The organism is Neobacillus sp. 204 (genome assembly GCF_046562815.1).
GTDB lineage: Bacteria > Bacillota > Bacilli > Bacillales > Cytobacillaceae > Neobacillus.
The window spans coordinates 43371-60394 of the sequence record NZ_JBJORY010000014.1 but is presented as its reverse complement, the minus strand read 5'-3'; the positions used below and the strand labels follow the sequence as shown (position 1 = coordinate 60394).

At 38.3% G+C, this 17024-nt stretch carries 15 protein-coding genes; 12 read left to right on the top strand and 3 right to left on the bottom strand.

From position 1 onward, the window contains the following. Window positions 1–34: 34 nt before the first annotated feature. The 6 genes from ACJ004_RS24105 (at window position 35) to ACJ004_RS24080 (ending at window position 6544) form a co-directional block, all read left to right on the top strand. Window positions 35–631: a biotin transporter BioY gene (locus tag ACJ004_RS24105; protein ID WP_410895677.1), complete on the top strand. Its 597-nt coding sequence runs from the start codon at window positions 35–37 to the stop codon at window positions 629–631. A gap of 682 nt (window positions 632–1313) precedes the next feature. After that, window positions 1314–2591, top strand: coding sequence for an ABC transporter substrate-binding protein (locus ACJ004_RS24100; protein ID WP_410895676.1), 1278 nt, complete (start codon window positions 1314–1316; stop codon window positions 2589–2591). A gap of 85 nt (window positions 2592–2676) precedes the next feature. Then, on the top strand, window positions 2677–3546 hold the full coding sequence (locus ACJ004_RS24095; protein ID WP_410895675.1) for a carbohydrate ABC transporter permease: 870 nt from the start codon (window positions 2677–2679) through the stop codon (window positions 3544–3546). A gap of 15 nt (window positions 3547–3561) precedes the next feature. Further along, entirely contained in the window at window positions 3562–4368 is an 807-nt protein-coding gene (locus ACJ004_RS24090) for a carbohydrate ABC transporter permease (RefSeq protein WP_410895674.1), read from the top strand. A 388-nt stretch (window positions 4369–4756) separates the two neighbouring features. Then, complete coding sequence (locus tag ACJ004_RS24085; RefSeq protein ID WP_410895673.1) at window positions 4757–5626, top strand: 6-phosphofructokinase; 870 nt, start codon at window positions 4757–4759, stop codon at window positions 5624–5626. A gap of 141 nt (window positions 5627–5767) precedes the next feature. Continuing rightward, a complete protein-coding gene (locus ACJ004_RS24080) occupies window positions 5768–6544 on the top strand; it encodes an alpha/beta fold hydrolase (RefSeq protein WP_410895672.1) in 777 nt (258 codons plus the stop codon). A gap of 66 nt (window positions 6545–6610) precedes the next feature. Here ACJ004_RS24080 and ACJ004_RS24075 read toward each other — a convergent pair whose 3' ends face one another. Continuing rightward, window positions 6611–7480, bottom strand: a complete 870-nt coding sequence (locus ACJ004_RS24075) for a helix-turn-helix transcriptional regulator (protein WP_410895671.1) — start codon at window positions 7478–7480, stop codon at window positions 6611–6613. A 144-nt stretch (window positions 7481–7624) separates the two neighbouring features. Here ACJ004_RS24075 and ACJ004_RS24070 point away from each other — a divergent pair, with 144 nt between their 5' ends. Continuing rightward, window positions 7625–9502 carry a beta-L-arabinofuranosidase domain-containing protein gene (locus ACJ004_RS24070; protein ID WP_410895670.1) on the top strand — a complete coding sequence of 626 codons (1878 nt, stop codon included), beginning with the start codon at window positions 7625–7627 and terminating at the stop codon, window positions 9500–9502. A 302-nt stretch (window positions 9503–9804) separates the two neighbouring features. On the opposite strand, the gene ACJ004_RS24065 is transcribed toward ACJ004_RS24070, so the two are convergent. Continuing rightward, the gene (locus tag ACJ004_RS24065) at window positions 9805–10446 is read right to left on the bottom strand and encodes a YesL family protein (RefSeq protein ID WP_410895669.1); all 642 of its coding nucleotides are present in this window, start codon (window positions 10444–10446) and stop codon (window positions 9805–9807) included. Between the two features lie 43 nt (window positions 10447–10489). Next, window positions 10490–11515, bottom strand: a complete 1026-nt coding sequence (locus tag ACJ004_RS24060; RefSeq protein ID WP_410895760.1) for a LacI family DNA-binding transcriptional regulator — start codon at window positions 11513–11515, stop codon at window positions 10490–10492. Between the two features lie 418 nt (window positions 11516–11933). Between ACJ004_RS24060 and ACJ004_RS24055 the strand changes: the two genes are divergently transcribed. The 5 genes from ACJ004_RS24055 to ACJ004_RS24035 all read left to right on the top strand — a co-directional run bounded on the left by ACJ004_RS24055 (window position 11934) and on the right by ACJ004_RS24035 (window position 16877). Beyond that, on the top strand, window positions 11934–13229 hold the full coding sequence (locus ACJ004_RS24055; protein WP_410895668.1) for an ABC transporter substrate-binding protein: 1296 nt from the start codon (window positions 11934–11936) through the stop codon (window positions 13227–13229). A 115-nt stretch (window positions 13230–13344) separates the two neighbouring features. Next, entirely contained in the window at window positions 13345–14283 is a 939-nt protein-coding gene (locus ACJ004_RS24050; RefSeq protein ID WP_410895667.1) for a carbohydrate ABC transporter permease, read from the top strand. Window positions 14284–14293: 10 nt separating this feature from the next. Further along, window positions 14294–15130 (top strand): carbohydrate ABC transporter permease, encoded by an 837-nt coding sequence (locus ACJ004_RS24045; RefSeq protein ID WP_410895666.1) that lies wholly within the window; start codon window positions 14294–14296, stop codon window positions 15128–15130. Window positions 15131–15345: 215 nt separating this feature from the next. Next, on the top strand, window positions 15346–15657 hold the full coding sequence (locus ACJ004_RS24040) for a cupin domain-containing protein (protein ID WP_410895665.1): 312 nt from the start codon (window positions 15346–15348) through the stop codon (window positions 15655–15657). A 197-nt stretch (window positions 15658–15854) separates the two neighbouring features. Next, window positions 15855–16877: a Gfo/Idh/MocA family protein gene (locus tag ACJ004_RS24035; protein WP_410895664.1), complete on the top strand. Its 1023-nt coding sequence runs from the start codon at window positions 15855–15857 to the stop codon at window positions 16875–16877. Window positions 16878–17024: the final 147 nt, after the last annotated feature.

Sequence of the window (17024 nt, the reverse complement as noted above, 5' to 3'; positions counted from 1 at the left end):
CTTTAAGATTATAACAATTAATTGGGGTGGGAGAATGAATAGCAAATTTAGAGCGTTAGATTTAACACTAGTGGGAATGTTTGTAGCCTTAATGGCGATTGGGGCTAACATAACCTCTTTTGTGCCTTTTATGGTGGTGGGTGGGGTACCAATTACGCTGCAAACCTTTTTTGCTATTTTAGCAGGGGCTATTTTAGGCAGTCGATTAGGATCAATTTCAATGTTTGTGTATATGCTCGTTGGTTTGGTAGGAGTTCCGATATTTGCTCAATTTGGAGCAGGGCTTTCTATTATATTTAAACCTACATTCGGCTTTATTATTTCCTATATTTTTACAGCATTTATCATTGGCAAAATTGTCGAAAAGAAAAAAACGATGGCTGCTTTTATTATTGCATCCTTAATCGGAATGGCAGTCAACTACCTTTTCGGAACAAACTGGATGTACTTTGCTTATAAGCTTTGGTCAGCTGCTCCAGAAGGCTTTACTTACAAAATGGCCTGGTTATGGATGGTTGCTCCACTGCCAAAAGATATCATCTTAGCGGTATTTGCAGGCATAATGGCTCATCGACTAGAAAAAACCGTCTTATCAAAAGGTCAATTCAAAAATTTAAAGCGAGTTTCCTAAATTGGGTGTCAGGCACCAACGGTGGACATATGTCCACCTGTAGTGCCTGACACACTCAAGTCTACTCAAAACCAGAGCTGCCTTAAAAAAGTGCCTGACACCCATTGTATTAACGATGGTGTCAGGCACTTTTTTGTAGGGGGGATATAAAAGTTAGGTTATGTTAAAGTATTTGCAACTAGTGACTATATACCTAATTAATAATTAAAAATTTTTCGAAAAAGTATTGATATTTTCTGAAGTTTTTAATAAGATAAACATGTAAACGATTACATGCAACAAAAAATAAGATTGGTCTCAAAATTATATTTTGTTTAACGTGTAAATGATTATAGAAAAACTATTTTTCTCGAAACGATAACACTAATATTTATTGTAAAGTCAAAGTCAATTTTTTACTAAATGTATAAACAATTTACACGTATGCACATCTAACTCTGGGGTCAGGACTTACAGTGAACTGTGTTATATTTTTTGTGTAATGTGTAAACGATTACACATGCCGGACGCACTTCACTTACAAGCACTGAAATCCTTGAAGAGTCAGTGAGAAATTAAAAGTAATAGAATAAGGGATTGCTGGATTCATAGGTCAGTGAAAGGGGGAGTCTTACAAAAAAACAATTTATATGTAATCGATTACAAGAGATTTTAAAATGCTAATAAAGAGGGGGCAATTGAAATGAAAATATGGAAGTCGTTATTGATTTTTAGTATCGTGCTTATTCTCATTGTACAAGCAGGATGCAGCAGTTCAAAATCATCTTCTGGTGATGGGGATTCTAATGGAGTTGTTACACTTAAATTCTGGGACTTTCACTCAGAAGCTGAAAAGAAATTTTTCCAAGACTTAGTTAAAGAATACAATACCTCGCACAAAGATCAGGTTAAAATTGAATACACTGCGTTTAACCAAAGTGATTATACAACTACAAAATTGCCGGTAGCATTTGCAAATGAAGAGGGCCCAGATATTTTCATGGTCAGTCCAGGGGACTTTACAAAATATGCCCAATCAGGAATTATGGCTGATTTAAATTCATATTTCCCAGAAGGTGCAAAGGAAGACTTCCTTCCAGCTTCTCTAGAAGCGGTCACTTATCAAGATAAAGTACTTGCTCTACCATATGAATTAGAATTACTAGGGCTATATTACAATAAAAAGATGCTTGCAGATAAAGGTGTTGAAGTACCTAAAACCTGGGATGAACTACAAGCTGCTGCTAAAAAGTTAACAACTGACAAAGTAGCTGGTCTTGTTCTTCCAACAGATAAAGGTCCATACCTTAACTTCATTTGGTATCCTTTCTTATGGCAGCAAGGTGGAAATGTATTAAATGAAGACGGAACAAAATCTACATTTACTTCACCAGAAGTAGTGAAGGCGTTGGATTATTGGGGATCATTTTTCAAAGATGGATCCGCACCATCTAAATTACAATACGGCCCATGGGATGCTTCTAATATCGGAACAGGTTCTGCTGCTATGACAATTCTTGGTACCTGGGCTGTACCAGTTCTTGAAAATCAATTTAAAGATGTTGAAATCGGGCTTGCTCCAATCCCTACACCAGCTGGTGGTAAAGCGGCAACAGATGCGGGCGGATGGAAGATGGCAGTCAATTCAAAGAGTAAGAATGTAAAAGAGGCTGCTAAATTTATCATGTGGTGTTTTGCTGAAGATAGTTCTCGTCCATTAAAATGGGCTACTGAAATTAAATTTGCTTACTCTCCAAGACAATCAGTCATTAAAGAAGGAGAAAAAATCTACGGTGAAGGACTTCGTAAAGTATTTACGGAAGAAATCTATGATTCTGCTATTCCAGAACCGCGTTATGGTCCAGAAGTGGTAGATGCTGTTGGAGAAGCGATGCAGAAAGTTATGTTTGGTAAGGTTAAGGGTGAAGATGCGGCAAAAGAAGCTGATAAAAAAATTGAAGAGGCTTTAAAGAAGAAGTAATACTATTGGAGGTCTGAGTGACTTACCTAAGGTCACTTTAGACCTCCAAATATTAATACCTCGATACTGCCGAGGAGGAATGAATGTGAATTTCAAAAGAAAAGAAACATTAACGGCCTATGGTTTTTTATTACCTAACTTACTAGGTTTGACGGTGTTTGTATTTGTTCCGATGGTCTATGCATTCTATGTAAGTCTTCATGATTGGAATGCATTAAGCCCAAAGGTATTTATTGGTTTTGATAATTATAAAAAACTAGCTGAAGATAAAGATTGGTGGCAATCGGTTTATCGAACCTTTATTTTTACGATTATCTATGTTCCACTTCTGGTGGGTTCATCGTTGTTTTTCGCTGTTGTCATGAATAATATAAAGAAAAAATTTGAAGGGTTGGCAAGAACGCTGTTTCTACTTCCTTTCGCGATTACTTCGGTTATTTCAGCTGTGATTTGGATGTTTTTATATGATCCACGTAACGGCTTCATTAATCAATTTTTCGATCTTATAGGGATTCCAACACAACAATTTTTGGGATCAACGAGTCAAGCGATGATTTCTATAATTATCGTCATTCTATGGATAAACCTCGGCTATAATATGATGATTTTCCTGGCTGCGATTAAGGAAATTCCAACAGATTATTATGAAGCTGCTCAAATAGATGGGGCGACTGGCTGGAGAGCCTTTTGGAACATCACGCTCCCTTTGCTGCGCCCAACGACAATTTTTATCCTGATTGTTACGACAATTGGTTCATTTCAAGTGTTTGACCAAATCATGGTTATGACAAAAGGTGGACCTGCAAATTCAACCATGGTAAGTGTACTTTATATCTATAAACAGGCATTTGAATTTTTAAATATGGGTTATGCCTCTGCATTAGCTGTTGTATTGTTCTTAATTATTTTTGTACTTTCACTTACTCAGCTAAGGATGTATTCCGATAAAGATTAGGAGGTGCAATAATTTATGACGAAAAATAAACGACTGTTAACCATCTTTACAATAGCGTGCGGAATTCTAATTGTTCTTCCTATTTTCTTTTTGGTCATCAGTTCTTTTAAAGCTCCAGAAGATGTTTTTAAACCAAATTTAAACATTACAAAACTGACGATGGAAAATTTCGAAGCAGTTTTGGAAAAAAATATCTTGCGGGCAATCTGGAACTCTCTAATTGTCTCAACTACAGTCACCGTCATTGCATTGCTTTTCCATTCCATGAGTGGATATGCATTATCGCGCTTAAACTTTCCGGGTAAGAATTTAGTTTTTGGCTGGATGATCAGTACGTTAATGGTTCCATTTACCGTTATTATGATTCCTCTTTATATGGTGACGAAAAATTTAGGGATGGCCAACTCCTATTTAGGGTTAATTGTTCCGATGATTTTTAACGCGTATGGTATCTTTTTATTTCGACAATTCTACAAAGATTTTCCTAAAGAGCTGGAAGAAGCCGCCTATATGGAGGGGTTATCAATTGCCGGGACCTTCTTCCGGATTGTTCTGCCATTGTCGAAACCCATGATGATTCCTCTTACCATCGGCTTTTTCACAGCAAATTGGAACAATTATTTGTGGCCGCTGATTATCAATCAGAAAGAAGAACTGTGGGTTGTTCAAGTAGCACTGGCAAATATCGTTGGTGGCGGCTACGAAACACCTTGGAGTGTCGTTTTAGCTGCGGCATTATTATGTGCGGTTCCAACTTTCATCGTCTTCTTTTCGATGCAGAAGTATTTAGTCGAGGGGATTAAAACGTCAGGAATTAAATAATAGGAAAATGTCCTGCCAGTGTCCGCCGCTGGTGGGTTTTATTTATTTCACCAACAAAAGAATGGAAAGGTGTTGAAATAAAGTGGGTAAAGTTATATAGTAAATGTGTAAACGATTACACAATGAAATGTTCGTTCACTCTTTCAACAAGATAAATATACATATTTTCATCACATCAATTGTAGTAGAAATGATAGTAAAGGCTCTTTTCGTAAACTTCGTTGCTATTGGAGCTTTATAAGGGTCATAACTTAAGTTTCTAGGCAATTTTCGCACAGGTTCTTACGAAAAGATGCCACGAAGCATATAGGTATACGGGTTGATGAACTTATACGAAAAACAAGAATCTATGCGAAAATAGCCATAGGAAAAGAGAGGAGCAAATACTTTGGAAAAAATTGGTATTGTAAAAGTTGGAACGATTCCACAAGTCGTCAGCGTCGTAATTGATCGGTTAGTCTATTGGTTCCAACAGGATCCCAATACGCATGTAACGGGGATTTACACGAGCAATGTGAATGAATCAGCGCTGGAGGAATTAACGTTTAGCGAATTGGAACAAGGAACAAGGCTTCCGTCTATTTCATATTCTAGTTTGGTTGCTCATCTAGCAAGCGTTGTCGAGAAAAAAGATATTTTATTCCTATTTTATAATGAGAGGGAACAAATAGATTACGAGTGGCTGAAAGGAAATGATGCCTGCCGGATCCTATTAATCCCAATCAACCTCTTTAATGAACAAAATCCGAACCTGTACCCATTAGGATTTGATAGTGCGATAAATGAAGTGGTTAACAATATCAATAAAGTGAAAGATACCGCAGGTTCTTTGGTGTTCACAAATAAAAGGCTATTCCTGGTTAAGATTCCGGGCGAGATAACGGGAGCCTTTATACAAACAGCAGCAAAAGCGCTTGAATGTGAATATGTAAAGGGAGAATTGCAATCGGATTTTCAACAGATCGCTGGGAAGTTAGTCGAGAGATATCAAGAGGGAAGTAACTATGCCCTTTTATTATTTAATGAAATGGTAAACGAAGCAGAGATAAAAGAACAGATCTCAGGAAACATTGATGTGGATTTTCGGTCGGTCAGTATTGAAGAAGCACAGTGTATCGGTGGAAATCCAACGGTTTGTGATCGAGTCAATGCGATTGAATTAGCTGAGAAAATGGTTCACTGGGTAAGAACTGGCCAATCAGTTGATATCGTCCGATTTGAAAGAAGTGATCAAATTACCATCGATGCCCTTCATTAAGAACAATGGAATGGTGAATTCAGCTAGTGAATTAATGGGCATAAACATATCTACGAATCTATCATCATACCAATGAGCGAATGGAGTCATTAGCGAACATGTATAGAGGTTTCTCACTACCGAACATATGGGAGGGTTATCATGCCCACATTTACATCAAATGGTGTCCAGCTGCATTACGTTGAGGAAGGAAAGGGTATGCCTTTACTACTCATTCATGGCTTGGCATCAAGTGTTGCGATGTATAAAAATGAAATAGCCCATTTTAAAGAGGACTTTCGCGTTCTTGCTGTTGATCTCCGGGGGCATGGCAAATCAGACAAACCTCTGGAATACCTTCTTCGGGACCATGTTCAAGATGTGATCAACCTTTTGGATTACCTTGGCATCGAAAGAGTTAGCATCCTTGGTACATCAATGGGGAGTTATGTGGCACAGGGGGTAGCGATAAAGCGTCCTGAGCTTATAAACAAACTGATCCTAGTTGTTGCAAAGGCACATGGGAAATTCTCATCCTCACAAGAAATGTTAAACCGGCATGCTAATGAATTACCCCATTTAACAGCTGAAGAACAGCAAAGCTTCCTATTTCGGCATACCTTTCACAATATTCCAGCTGTCGTAAAGGTGATGGAGGAGAACCAACAAGATGAGATCCTATTAACACCTGCGCAACAAGCTGCGGCTAATAAGGCCTTAGAAGGTTTTGACTTTCGGCCGAAGCTTGGCGAGGTAACAGCCGATACCCTTGTTATTAGCGGAAGGTATGATGGCTTAAATCCCCCCGAACGCGGGATGGAAATCGTAAGACTGATCTCAAAGGCGGCTTTCGTTGAATTTACGAAATCTGGTCATGCCCCTCAAGTAGAGGAACCTGAGCTGTTCTTGGAGCAGGTGACGGATTTTCTGCAAAAATAAATGAGTACATCAGAGGAATCATAGATAAAACCCTGCAGCCTAAATTACTGTAGGGTTTTATACAGTTTAGCGATATTGCTGCCTAAATTTAAGTGGAGTGATATGCATTTGCTGTGAAAAGGAACGGGTAAAAAACTGGATGGTTGAAAAACCAACCCTTTCAGAAATTTCACCGATAGAGATGTCTGAGTTTAACAGGTAAATCTTTGCTTGTTCAATCCTATATTTTTTCACATACTCCTGCGGTGTGCATCCATACACCTGCTTCATGCATCTTGTAATATACACAGGATGGAAATTCAATTCTTCACTTAGCTTTTCATTTGTAATGGACTTTTGAAAGTTTTGCTGCAAATAGTGAGCGGCCTTCTCAGCAACCTGAATGACAGAAGAATGTACCCTCGGCTTTTGTTCGCCATGCAATTGAACCAACAATTCTTGAAAAAGTGTTTGTTCCTGCCATCTTGCAGTTAGGGAAGGCTGTTTGGATAATAAGATGAGCTTTTGCAATTTTTCAAAGAAATCCACTTTATTCGTTAACGTACTGGTACGCGGCAAGGAAATTCTAAAAAGGTCACTTTGGTGGAATGGGGGAATTGGAAAGTTGAAGGGTGACAGGGTATCCCCTTCATGATCGTCTAATTCCTGCCATGTTCCTTTTGTCTGAAAATGAACCCAATAAAAATGGGTTTCCGTCACACACGGCTTTAGTGCGTAATGGTATTTGTCTGGTCTAAGGATCAGCATATGATCCGGTCCCAGCTCCCACTCTAATCCTTCTTCTTCGCCAATAAACAATTCTCCTTTTGTCACGACAATGAGGTCAAAAACATCAATATTTCTTCGATTGGGGTGGGCTTGATTTGGTATGTATGTATCTTCTCCACTCAATATATAATGCGGGAGTGGCGGAACGCTAAACTCAAAGTGCTTCATAGTGGGGTCCCTGCTTACTAATTAGTTTAGATTGGATAAAAACTAGTTTAAAAACCAAGTTTTTTTACAAAAGTATACCATATAAAATTCTAGGTAAGCAGTGGAAGAAGGCTGTTTTAAAATATTGGAAGAGGTGACGGATAGATGACTACCTATGTTCACAATCAAAAACCATTACAAAGCACACCATTCATAGAATTACCACTAGGAGCCATTGAACCGAGGGGCTGGATCCGCGATCAATTGGAAATCCAAGCGAACGGGTTCACAGGGAAACTTGGTGACCATTGGGATGATGTCGGCAGTAATAGTGGCTGGCTTGGTGGTACAGGAGAAAGCTGGGAGCGAGGACCCTATTATCTAGATGGTTTATTACCGTTAGCCTATCTACTAAAGGACGAGGTCTTAATCAAAAAGGTACAGCCGTGGGTGGAATGGACATTAAACAGCCAGCAAGAAAATGGCCAATTTGGTCCTGTAACGAATGACGATTGGTGGAGTCGGGTCGTCATGTTAAAAGTGCTCATTCAATATGAGGAAGTAAGCGGCGATGAAAGAGTCATCCCATTTATAGAAAGGTATTTTCACTACCAACGCAAACATATTGAAGCACGTCCCTTACAAGAGTGGGCAGAAGCGCGCGGAGGGGAACATCTAATCTGCCTGTATTGGCTGTATAATCGTACGGGTGAAGACTGGTTACTGGAATTAGCAGATATAATTAGAAAACAGACAATTGATTGGACGAATATCTTTGCAAAATTCCCATTTTGGCGCTACCAAACAAAGTTCGACCATCGTGTCCATGTTGTAAATGTCGCCATGGGTCTCAAGTATCCGGCCCTTTATTATCTGCAAACAGGGCAACAATTGGATTTTTCTGCTTCTTGGCAGGGAATTGACAGTCTGATGCATTATCATGGCCAGGTTCATGGAATGTTTTCAGGGGATGAATGGCTGGCGGGAACCCATCCAAGCCAAGGGGTAGAGCTATGTGCTGTTGTTGAATATATGTATACGTTGGAACATCTTGTACGAGTTTTTGGAGAGGGGAGATATGGAGATATCCTTGAAAAGGTGGCTTTTAATGCGCTTCCTGCTACGATTTCACCAGATTGGCGTGGACATCAATATGACCAGCAGGTAAATCAAGCTATTTGTAGCATTGCCCATCGGAATTGGACGCAGAACGCCGATGACTCTAATATCTTTGGGCTTGAGCCAAACTTTGGGTGTTGTACAGCAAATATGCATCAAGGATGGCCAAAATTAGTCGCTAGATTATGGATGGCGACAGAGGATCATGGGTTAGCAGTGGTTTCATATGCCCCATGCCACGTAAATGCTCTTGTCGCTAACGGAGTCGAGACATCGATTGAGGTGGATAGTCAGTATCCTTTTAATGAGAAAATTATCATGTCTGTAGAGCCAGCTAAAAAGGTTACCTTCCCTATTAAACTACGAATTCCGCAGTGGTGTACGACGCCAATCATAAAGGTGAATGGACAACTGATTGAATTAGCGAAAGCAGTCAAAGGGTATGTCACGATTACAAGGGAATGGAATAAAGGGGACCGAATTGAATTAGAGTTGGCGATGGAGATTCAGCTTGACTATAGAGGACATCATGCAGTCGGGGTTAATCGCGGACCGCTTGTTTATGCCTTACCGGTCGAAGAGTCATGGATTAAACGGGGCGGAAATGATATGTTTCCTAATATGGAGATATTCCCAACTTCCGCCTGGAATTATGGAATCTCCTTAAATGAAGAGAATCCAAATGATTCATTCCAGGTAGAAACAGCGCCATTGGAGAAACAGCCTTTTCAGGCAAAAGCAGCACCGATTAAATTAATTGGTAAAGGAAAACGGATTCCAGAGTGGACCATTGAAAATAATTCAGCAGGGACACCACCAATTGGGCCAGTCATCTCCAATGAGCCAGAAGAGATTATTGAATTGGTTCCATATGGCAGCGCAAAATTGCGGATAGGAGAAATTCCACTGATAAAAACCACCTAAGGGATTGGTATCCACCGTTTGAAATTGATCCTATAATTAAACAGCAAAAAAGGTATAATCCCTTGAATAACGAGGAATTATACCTTTTTAAATTTAGGCTGTTTAATATGACCTTATTAATTGGAGCGGAAGGCACGAAGACTCCTGCGGGAGGACGGGGCTGGGGAGACCCCACAGGCGCTTGCGCCGAGGAGGCTCCCCGGACCGCCCGCGGAAAGCGAAGTGCCTGGAGCGGAAATTAACATCTAAATTCGACACAGCCTAAATTTAAGGGACATTTTCAGTGACCTCCCCCAATAGGGTCAGGTTATTTTTGCTGTTTGATTTTTAGCTACCGTTTTTTCTTGAATCTTCATAAATGTCCGGTGCGAAATACTGGTCAATAAAATACAGAGAAGACTGCCACTAAAGAATGGGAGCAGAAAGGTAAAGGACTTATTTAAATAAACAACCACCAAAGCGGTAGCTAACATATAAGTAGAACGCAAAGGATATGTGATTGCCATTAAAAAAGAAAATTTAATAATCTGAAATAGTTTAATATCGTAAAATACTATAGTAGGAAAAATGTATAAGGTTGTGAGTAAAAACATTACCCCCATGATAAATAAGACATAATAAACTACCTCAAATAGGATTCCTTCAAGGTCCTGGATATAACGCAGATCCATAAACAAAATAAACCCGATGGCGAACAAGACAAGACCCATGATATTTGCTCTAAAGAAGTCCCTTCGATATGTTTTCCAAAATAGTTTAAAAACGGGTACATGATCATTTCCTTGTATCCATTTACGGGTCACTGTAAACATGGCAACCGTAGCAGGCATGAATCCCAATAGAACGAAGCCTAGCGCCGTAAATAAAATCCATAATAAATTTACATAGGCCAACCGCATAATCCATTCAGACACCGTATACACTTTTCCCCATTTCCCATCCAAATGCTCATCCCCCTCGTTTTAGAGAATTGTTTTTAAGAGAATATTAAATTTTGTATGGAACGATAGATTCTTTCACAAGTAAAGTTGGTTCTAATTGAATCTTAACTTTTTCAGAGATAGGGATTTTTCCTTCAATTTTATCAATTAATATTTCACATGCTTTTTTTCCTATTTCTTCAATAGGGGTTGAAATAGTGGTTAGCGTCGGATCAATAATAGAACCTAAGTACACCCCCTCGTATCCACCGATGGAAACTTGTTCAGGAATCTTTAGTCCCAATCTTTTGACAACAATATAAACAAAGGAAGCAGTAATATCGTTACAAACGAATAATGCCGTTGGCCGTTTAGCGCTATTCATACGTTCAGTAAAAACAGCATTTTCCTGTACTAAGCTTTGATGATTTGTTTTATTATAGTTTTGCAAATTAAAAGGAATCAGTAAATCTTCATCAAATTTCAAGCCATGATCTTGCAGGGCTGTCCTATATCCTCTTTTCCGTTCAAGCACTTCTGAAGATGTCATTAGGTGAGAATCAAATACAAAGGCAATGTGTGTGTGACCTTGTTCAATCATATACTTCGTCATCTTATAGCCACCATTAAAATCATTGCAAATGACATAATCAGTATCCATATCAGGGAAATATTTGGTGTAGAGAACAAACGGGATATCCTTACTCTGCAGCTCTTTATACGTATCCCTATTATTGCAATGGAAGGCTAGATAGCCATCTACCATCATATTGTTATACTTTTTTATAAATGAGTTTTCTATTATTGGATCGCATTCTGCGGGACCAATAGAAATGGTATAACCTCTTTCTAAGGCATAGGGTATGGCCCCTTTAATAAATAAATTTTGATAATCGTCATGCAAATATCCACCAATTAACAGTCCGATATTATAGGAACGTCCTGTTGTTAATCCTTGGGCCATACGGTTGGGAATATAGCCTAATTCGGCAGCAATTTCTTTTATCTGTTTAGAGGTTCCATTACTAATGGAAGGATCTCCACGCAAAGCTAGTGAAACGGTCATCTTTGAAACACCAGCAATTTTTGCTATATCTTCTAGTTTAATAGGTTTATTAATAAGAACTCCCCCAATTGTATGATATTGGTAAAATTATTTTATTATAACATTGGTGTGAGAACAAGTAACTTTTATATTGAAAGAGTATCGGATTGCTATCATTTAATCAAGCCTGAAATATTATAATTTTAGAAAAATATTGAATATACAAAAAATATATGATATTTTTACTTTACCGTTAAAACTACTTTACCGTTAAAATGGTAAGCCCTATCAAGAACAACGTTTAAAGTGGATCTAAAAGTGTCCTAATCCATCTGTGGAGATAAAGGACTTTTAAGTTTACTTAAATGAAAGCGTTTTAGCTAGAAGGGGTAGAGATGCATCTTCATTGAGAGAAATGAACGGTAGAGCAATGACTAGATTTGATCAAAAAAGGGGAGGGTTATGGGTGAGAAAAACAATCAAAATGACAGTTTGTTTCTTGATTCTACTTACTATGATTATTTCTTCAGCATGTTCACCAAAGAGCAGTGAAACATCGTCAAGCGGTAAAAAAGTAGAAATTCGGTTTGCTTTCTGGGGAGTTCCAGAAGAAAAAGAAGTTCAAGAGAAATTGAAGAATCGTTTTGAAGAGTTACATCCAAATATAACGGTCAAGTTAGAACATATTACAGGTGACTATTATCCGCCACTTTTAACACAAATTGCCGGTGGAAATGCACCTGATGTCTTCTATATTGGGGAGGCCATGGTCAGCAGTCTTGCTGATAAAGGGGTACTAATGGATTTAATGCCATACGCCAAAAAGGATAATGTTGACTTTAATGCCTATTTTGAAGAAATACTTAAACCGGTTGGTGTAGATGAAAACAAAATGTGGGCGTTTCCGAAAGATACAACACCATACATGATGTACTACAACAAGGATCTATTTGACAAGGCTGGTGTAGAGTATCCAACAGAAGATTGGACATGGAAAGAATTTGAGGAAAAAGCTAAAGCGTTAACAATCACTGAAAACGGGAAAAAGACTCAATACGGATTCGCACAGGATTTAGGATGGACAGCTTATATGACAGCGATTTATAGGAATGGCGGAAACATCCTTAGCAAGGATCATAAGTCATTTGCCTTAGATGATCCGAAAACCATGGAGGCATTAGAATGGTTTAAAGATCTTATGTACAAGGATGGGGGTGTCTCACCGAGTCCAGAAGGGTTAAAAAGCCTTGGTGTCGGCCAACAAGACTTATTTAACTCGCAAAAGGCCGCGATGATTTCAGGTGGAAGATGGATTTCTTTCTTTATTAAAGATGTCAAAGCAAAGTGGGGCGTTGTACCATTCCCTAAGAATAGTGATAATGCAGCATCGCCACTCCTTTTTGTCACACTTGCAGCACCTAAAGCTACCAAACATCCAAAAGAAGCATGGGAGTTTATTAAGTTTGTTACTTCAGAAGAAGGACAAAAAATTAATGCCTCAACAGGACTTGGAATGCCAGTATTAAAGTCCGTCACGGAATCCGGTGACTGGTTACAAGCGGGAGAGCCGAAAGAGCATATTGATATTTATACAAATCAAATGAATCAAGCTAGAAACCTGCCATTCCATCCTCAGTGGGGGAAAACCATTGATGAACTGGCTGCCAGAGAATTGGATAAATTTTTTAGAAATAAAGCCACGGTAGAGGACACAGTAAAGAAAATTGCCGAAGAGGGTAATCCTGAGCTTAACAAGAATTAGTGCAAAATTTCTCGATAATTGTAAGACATTCAGTAGTAGATCAAGGAAGTTTGAGGACTTCCTTGATTCCTCTTTTTTGTACGGATGATGTCAGAGGTTTGGAAAGGGGTTAACAATGAATGAAACAAATATTGTTATAGAAAGTGTAGTACCTAAAAAGACTGTCATTAATAAGGCAAGGCGAAGAGAAGCACTAAGCGGTTATTTATTTATCGTTCCCAATTTATTAGCCATGTTTGTTTTTGTCGTTATTCCCATTTTAACTTCTTTAGTGTTGAGCTTTACAAACTGGGATCTATTAAATCCTCCGCAATTCGTTGGACTCGAGAATTATACGAAGAAAATGATGGAAGATGATCAATTTTGGATATCGTTAAAGCATACTGCCGTATTTTCTCTTATTACGATCCCTGTAGGAATAACTCTTTCGTTATTTTTTGCGTTACTTCTTAACCAAGCGATAAAAGGTGTCAATATTTATCGGGCTGTTGTTTTTTTGCCGGTAGTTATTTCGATGATCTCTATTTCCATGGTATGGCGCTGGGTGTTTAATACCGATGTAGGGATCTTGAATTATCTTTTGAACTTTTTTGGCATCGACCCTATCGGGTGGATTTCAGATGAGAAATTTGCTTTGGTTTCCGTAGCGATCGTAGCCATTTGGAAGTCAATCGGCTTTAATATGGTGATCTTACTTGCAGGGTTAAAAAATGTTCCACCACATCTATATGAAGCCGCTAAGATAGATGGAGCAGGTACTATGACGAAATTGTTTAAAATTACGATCCCGCTCTTAACACCTTCCCTTTTCTTTGTGACGATTATGTCGATCATAGGTTCCTTTCAGGTATTTGATGTAGTTTACATGATTACAGGGGGCGGACCAGGGGATTCAACAAGGGTTTTATATTATTGGTTGTGGCAAAACGCATTTAATTTCTTCCAAATGGGTTATGCCTCGGCACTTGCGTGGGTAGTGTTCATTCTTTTGTTTATTGTCACACTCTTACAAATGAAGTTCTTTGGAAATAAAGTAAATTATGAATTGGATTAGGTGATCAAGAATGAAAAAATCTCAACACTTTTCCATTAAAAAGCTAGTGACCCACCTTATTCTTATTTTGTCAGGCATTACGTTTGTTTTTCCTTTTTTCTGGATGATTATTACTTCGTTAAAATCTCCAAATGAAATATTTAGTTGGCCGCCTATTTTTATACCAGAGAAAATTATGTGGAGTAACTATGCTGATGTGTTCTCTTCGATTCCCATTATTAGAATGTTTTTTAATTCCTTATTTGTCTCTGTTACCGTGACGCTCGGTACAGTCATATTTTGTGCCTTGGCCGCCTATTCGTTTGCGAGACTTCGTTTTCCTGGAAGAGAATTTATATTTAAATTGTACCTTGGCACCATGATGGTTCCTGTTATGGTAACGATGATTCCCATGTTTGTCATTATGAAATATTTTGGCTGGATTGATACCTACTACGCCTTAATCGTTCCAGGCTTTTTTGGGAATGCATTTGGGACGTTTCTTCTACGCCAGTTTTTTATGAGTCTGCCCACTCAATTAGATGATGCTGCACGGATCGATGGGTGCTCATACTTCAGCACTTTCTATCGTATCTTACTGCCATTAATGAAACCACCAATGGCGGCACTCGCTGTCTTTACATTTATGGGTGTGTGGAATGATTTTCTCTGGCCTTTGATTACCGTCCAAAGCGATGAGATGAAGACACTTAGTATCGGGCTGGCATCCTTCCAAGGGTTATATGCGACACAATACCACTTATTGATGGCAGCAGCCGTTATCTCGGTTATTCCAGTTTTAATTGCTTACTTGAGTAGCCAGAAATATTTCATTGAAGGAATTACTCTTACAGGGATGAAGGGGTAAATTAACCGTGTTCATGAGTTTGCCCGGCATTTGAAATGATTCTCATGTAATATGGCGCTGAAAATGTAAAGGTCTTGTAGACCCTTTACATTTTCTTTTTTTTCTCCAAAAGGAGTGTGGTGCTAGTAAACATTCGTTGGAACATGGATAGATAAACAACAATCTATAGAAGACAGATATTTGTTAATAAGTACGATCAATCAGGAGGGTAAGAGATGCCAGTTATTCAAAAACACGAACAAAGTCATTTCCCTGAGTGGAGTGAAATTAATCATTATGGAATTAATCAGTTAAAGGTAGGTCAAGAAGTACCATTACACTATCATAGCTGTAATGAATATTGGATTATTATCAGTGGTAAAGGGATTTGCACAAGTGAGGGGGTCACCTATGAAATCGGTCCCGGCGACATGGTTTTAACCAAAAAAGGGGATGAACATTCATTAATTGTGACCGAAGAAATGGTCGCGGTATATATTTATGGAATATTAGGCCCTGATGGTCAAATTGGTTACCTCTATCGATAAAAATAATAAAGGCTCTTTTCGTAAACTTTGGTGCTATTGGAGCTTTATAAGGGTCATTTATTAAGTTTCTAGGCAATTTTCGCAAATGTTCTTACGAAAATATGCCACGAAGCATATAGTTTTACGGGTTGATGAACTTATACGAAAAACAACAATCTTTGCGAAAATAGCTATGATAAAAAACAAGGATGGTGGATATGAAATTAAAACTTATTCAGGTGGGGCTTGGAGCCCATGGCACAAATGTAGGGAAACATTTTGTCTTGTCTTCACAAGATTTTGAGTATGTAGGATTAGTTGATATCGATGAAAAGCGTCTTGAGGAGTGCGCAAAACTTTTTGATGTTCCGAAAGAGTGTTGCTACAGCCATTACCAAGAGGCCTTTCAAAATCTACAAGCAGACGCCATTCTCATTACGGCTATCTCACCTGCCCATTATGATATTTGTAAAGCAGCCCTTCTTCATGGTTTACATGTATTGCTAGAAAAACCATTTGTATTAAATATGAATGATGCTATTAAGTTAGTAGAACTGGGGATAAGCAGGAAGAAACATATCATGATCAATCAAAATTACCGTTTTTTTCATACGGTGCAACTAGTAAAAAAAGCACTGCAGCAGAAAATATTTGGAAATCCTTTATTTGTAAATGCCCAGTTTTATTTTAATCATCAAGGTAAACCCTATCAGATGGTGATGCATGATTATATGTTATTAGAAATGGCTGTTCATCACATTGATATGATTAGGTTTTTGTTTGATAGTAATATAGAAAATGTTCGTGGAAAGACATGGAATCTAACGGAAAGTGGTTATAAAGGTGATCCCAATGTAAGTGCCATATATGAATTAGACACAGGTCTACCTGTATTTTACTTTGGTAGTCTGTTGGCAAAAGGCCTGGCAACACCATGGGAAGGCACATGGAGAATCCAATGCGAAGAAGGATCGATTCATTTGGATGATTTAGGACAGGGCTATGGAGTCTACTTGGTGGACGCGAATCAGCAGAAGGTCAAATGGACTGAACAGATCACGAATCCTGATGGTATTCATGGGACTTTAATAGAATTTGCCTTATCTATTCGTGAGGATCGCCAACCAATGTCATCTGGTCAAGATAATCTTCATACATTAGCTGCATTATTTGCAACAAGTACCTCTTCAAAGGATGGAAAAGTAATGTATCCGATAGATTTAATTACATCCAACTTGTAATTCTATTGACATATTAGGATGAAATTTTAAAAAGGCGTCTTTCTAAAAGCATAAATTAATATTGTTTTAAAAATTTTACAAAAAAATCTGAAAAAGTTGAATGATTTTTATTGAAAAATATCTAGAGTATGTAATAATATTAATGTG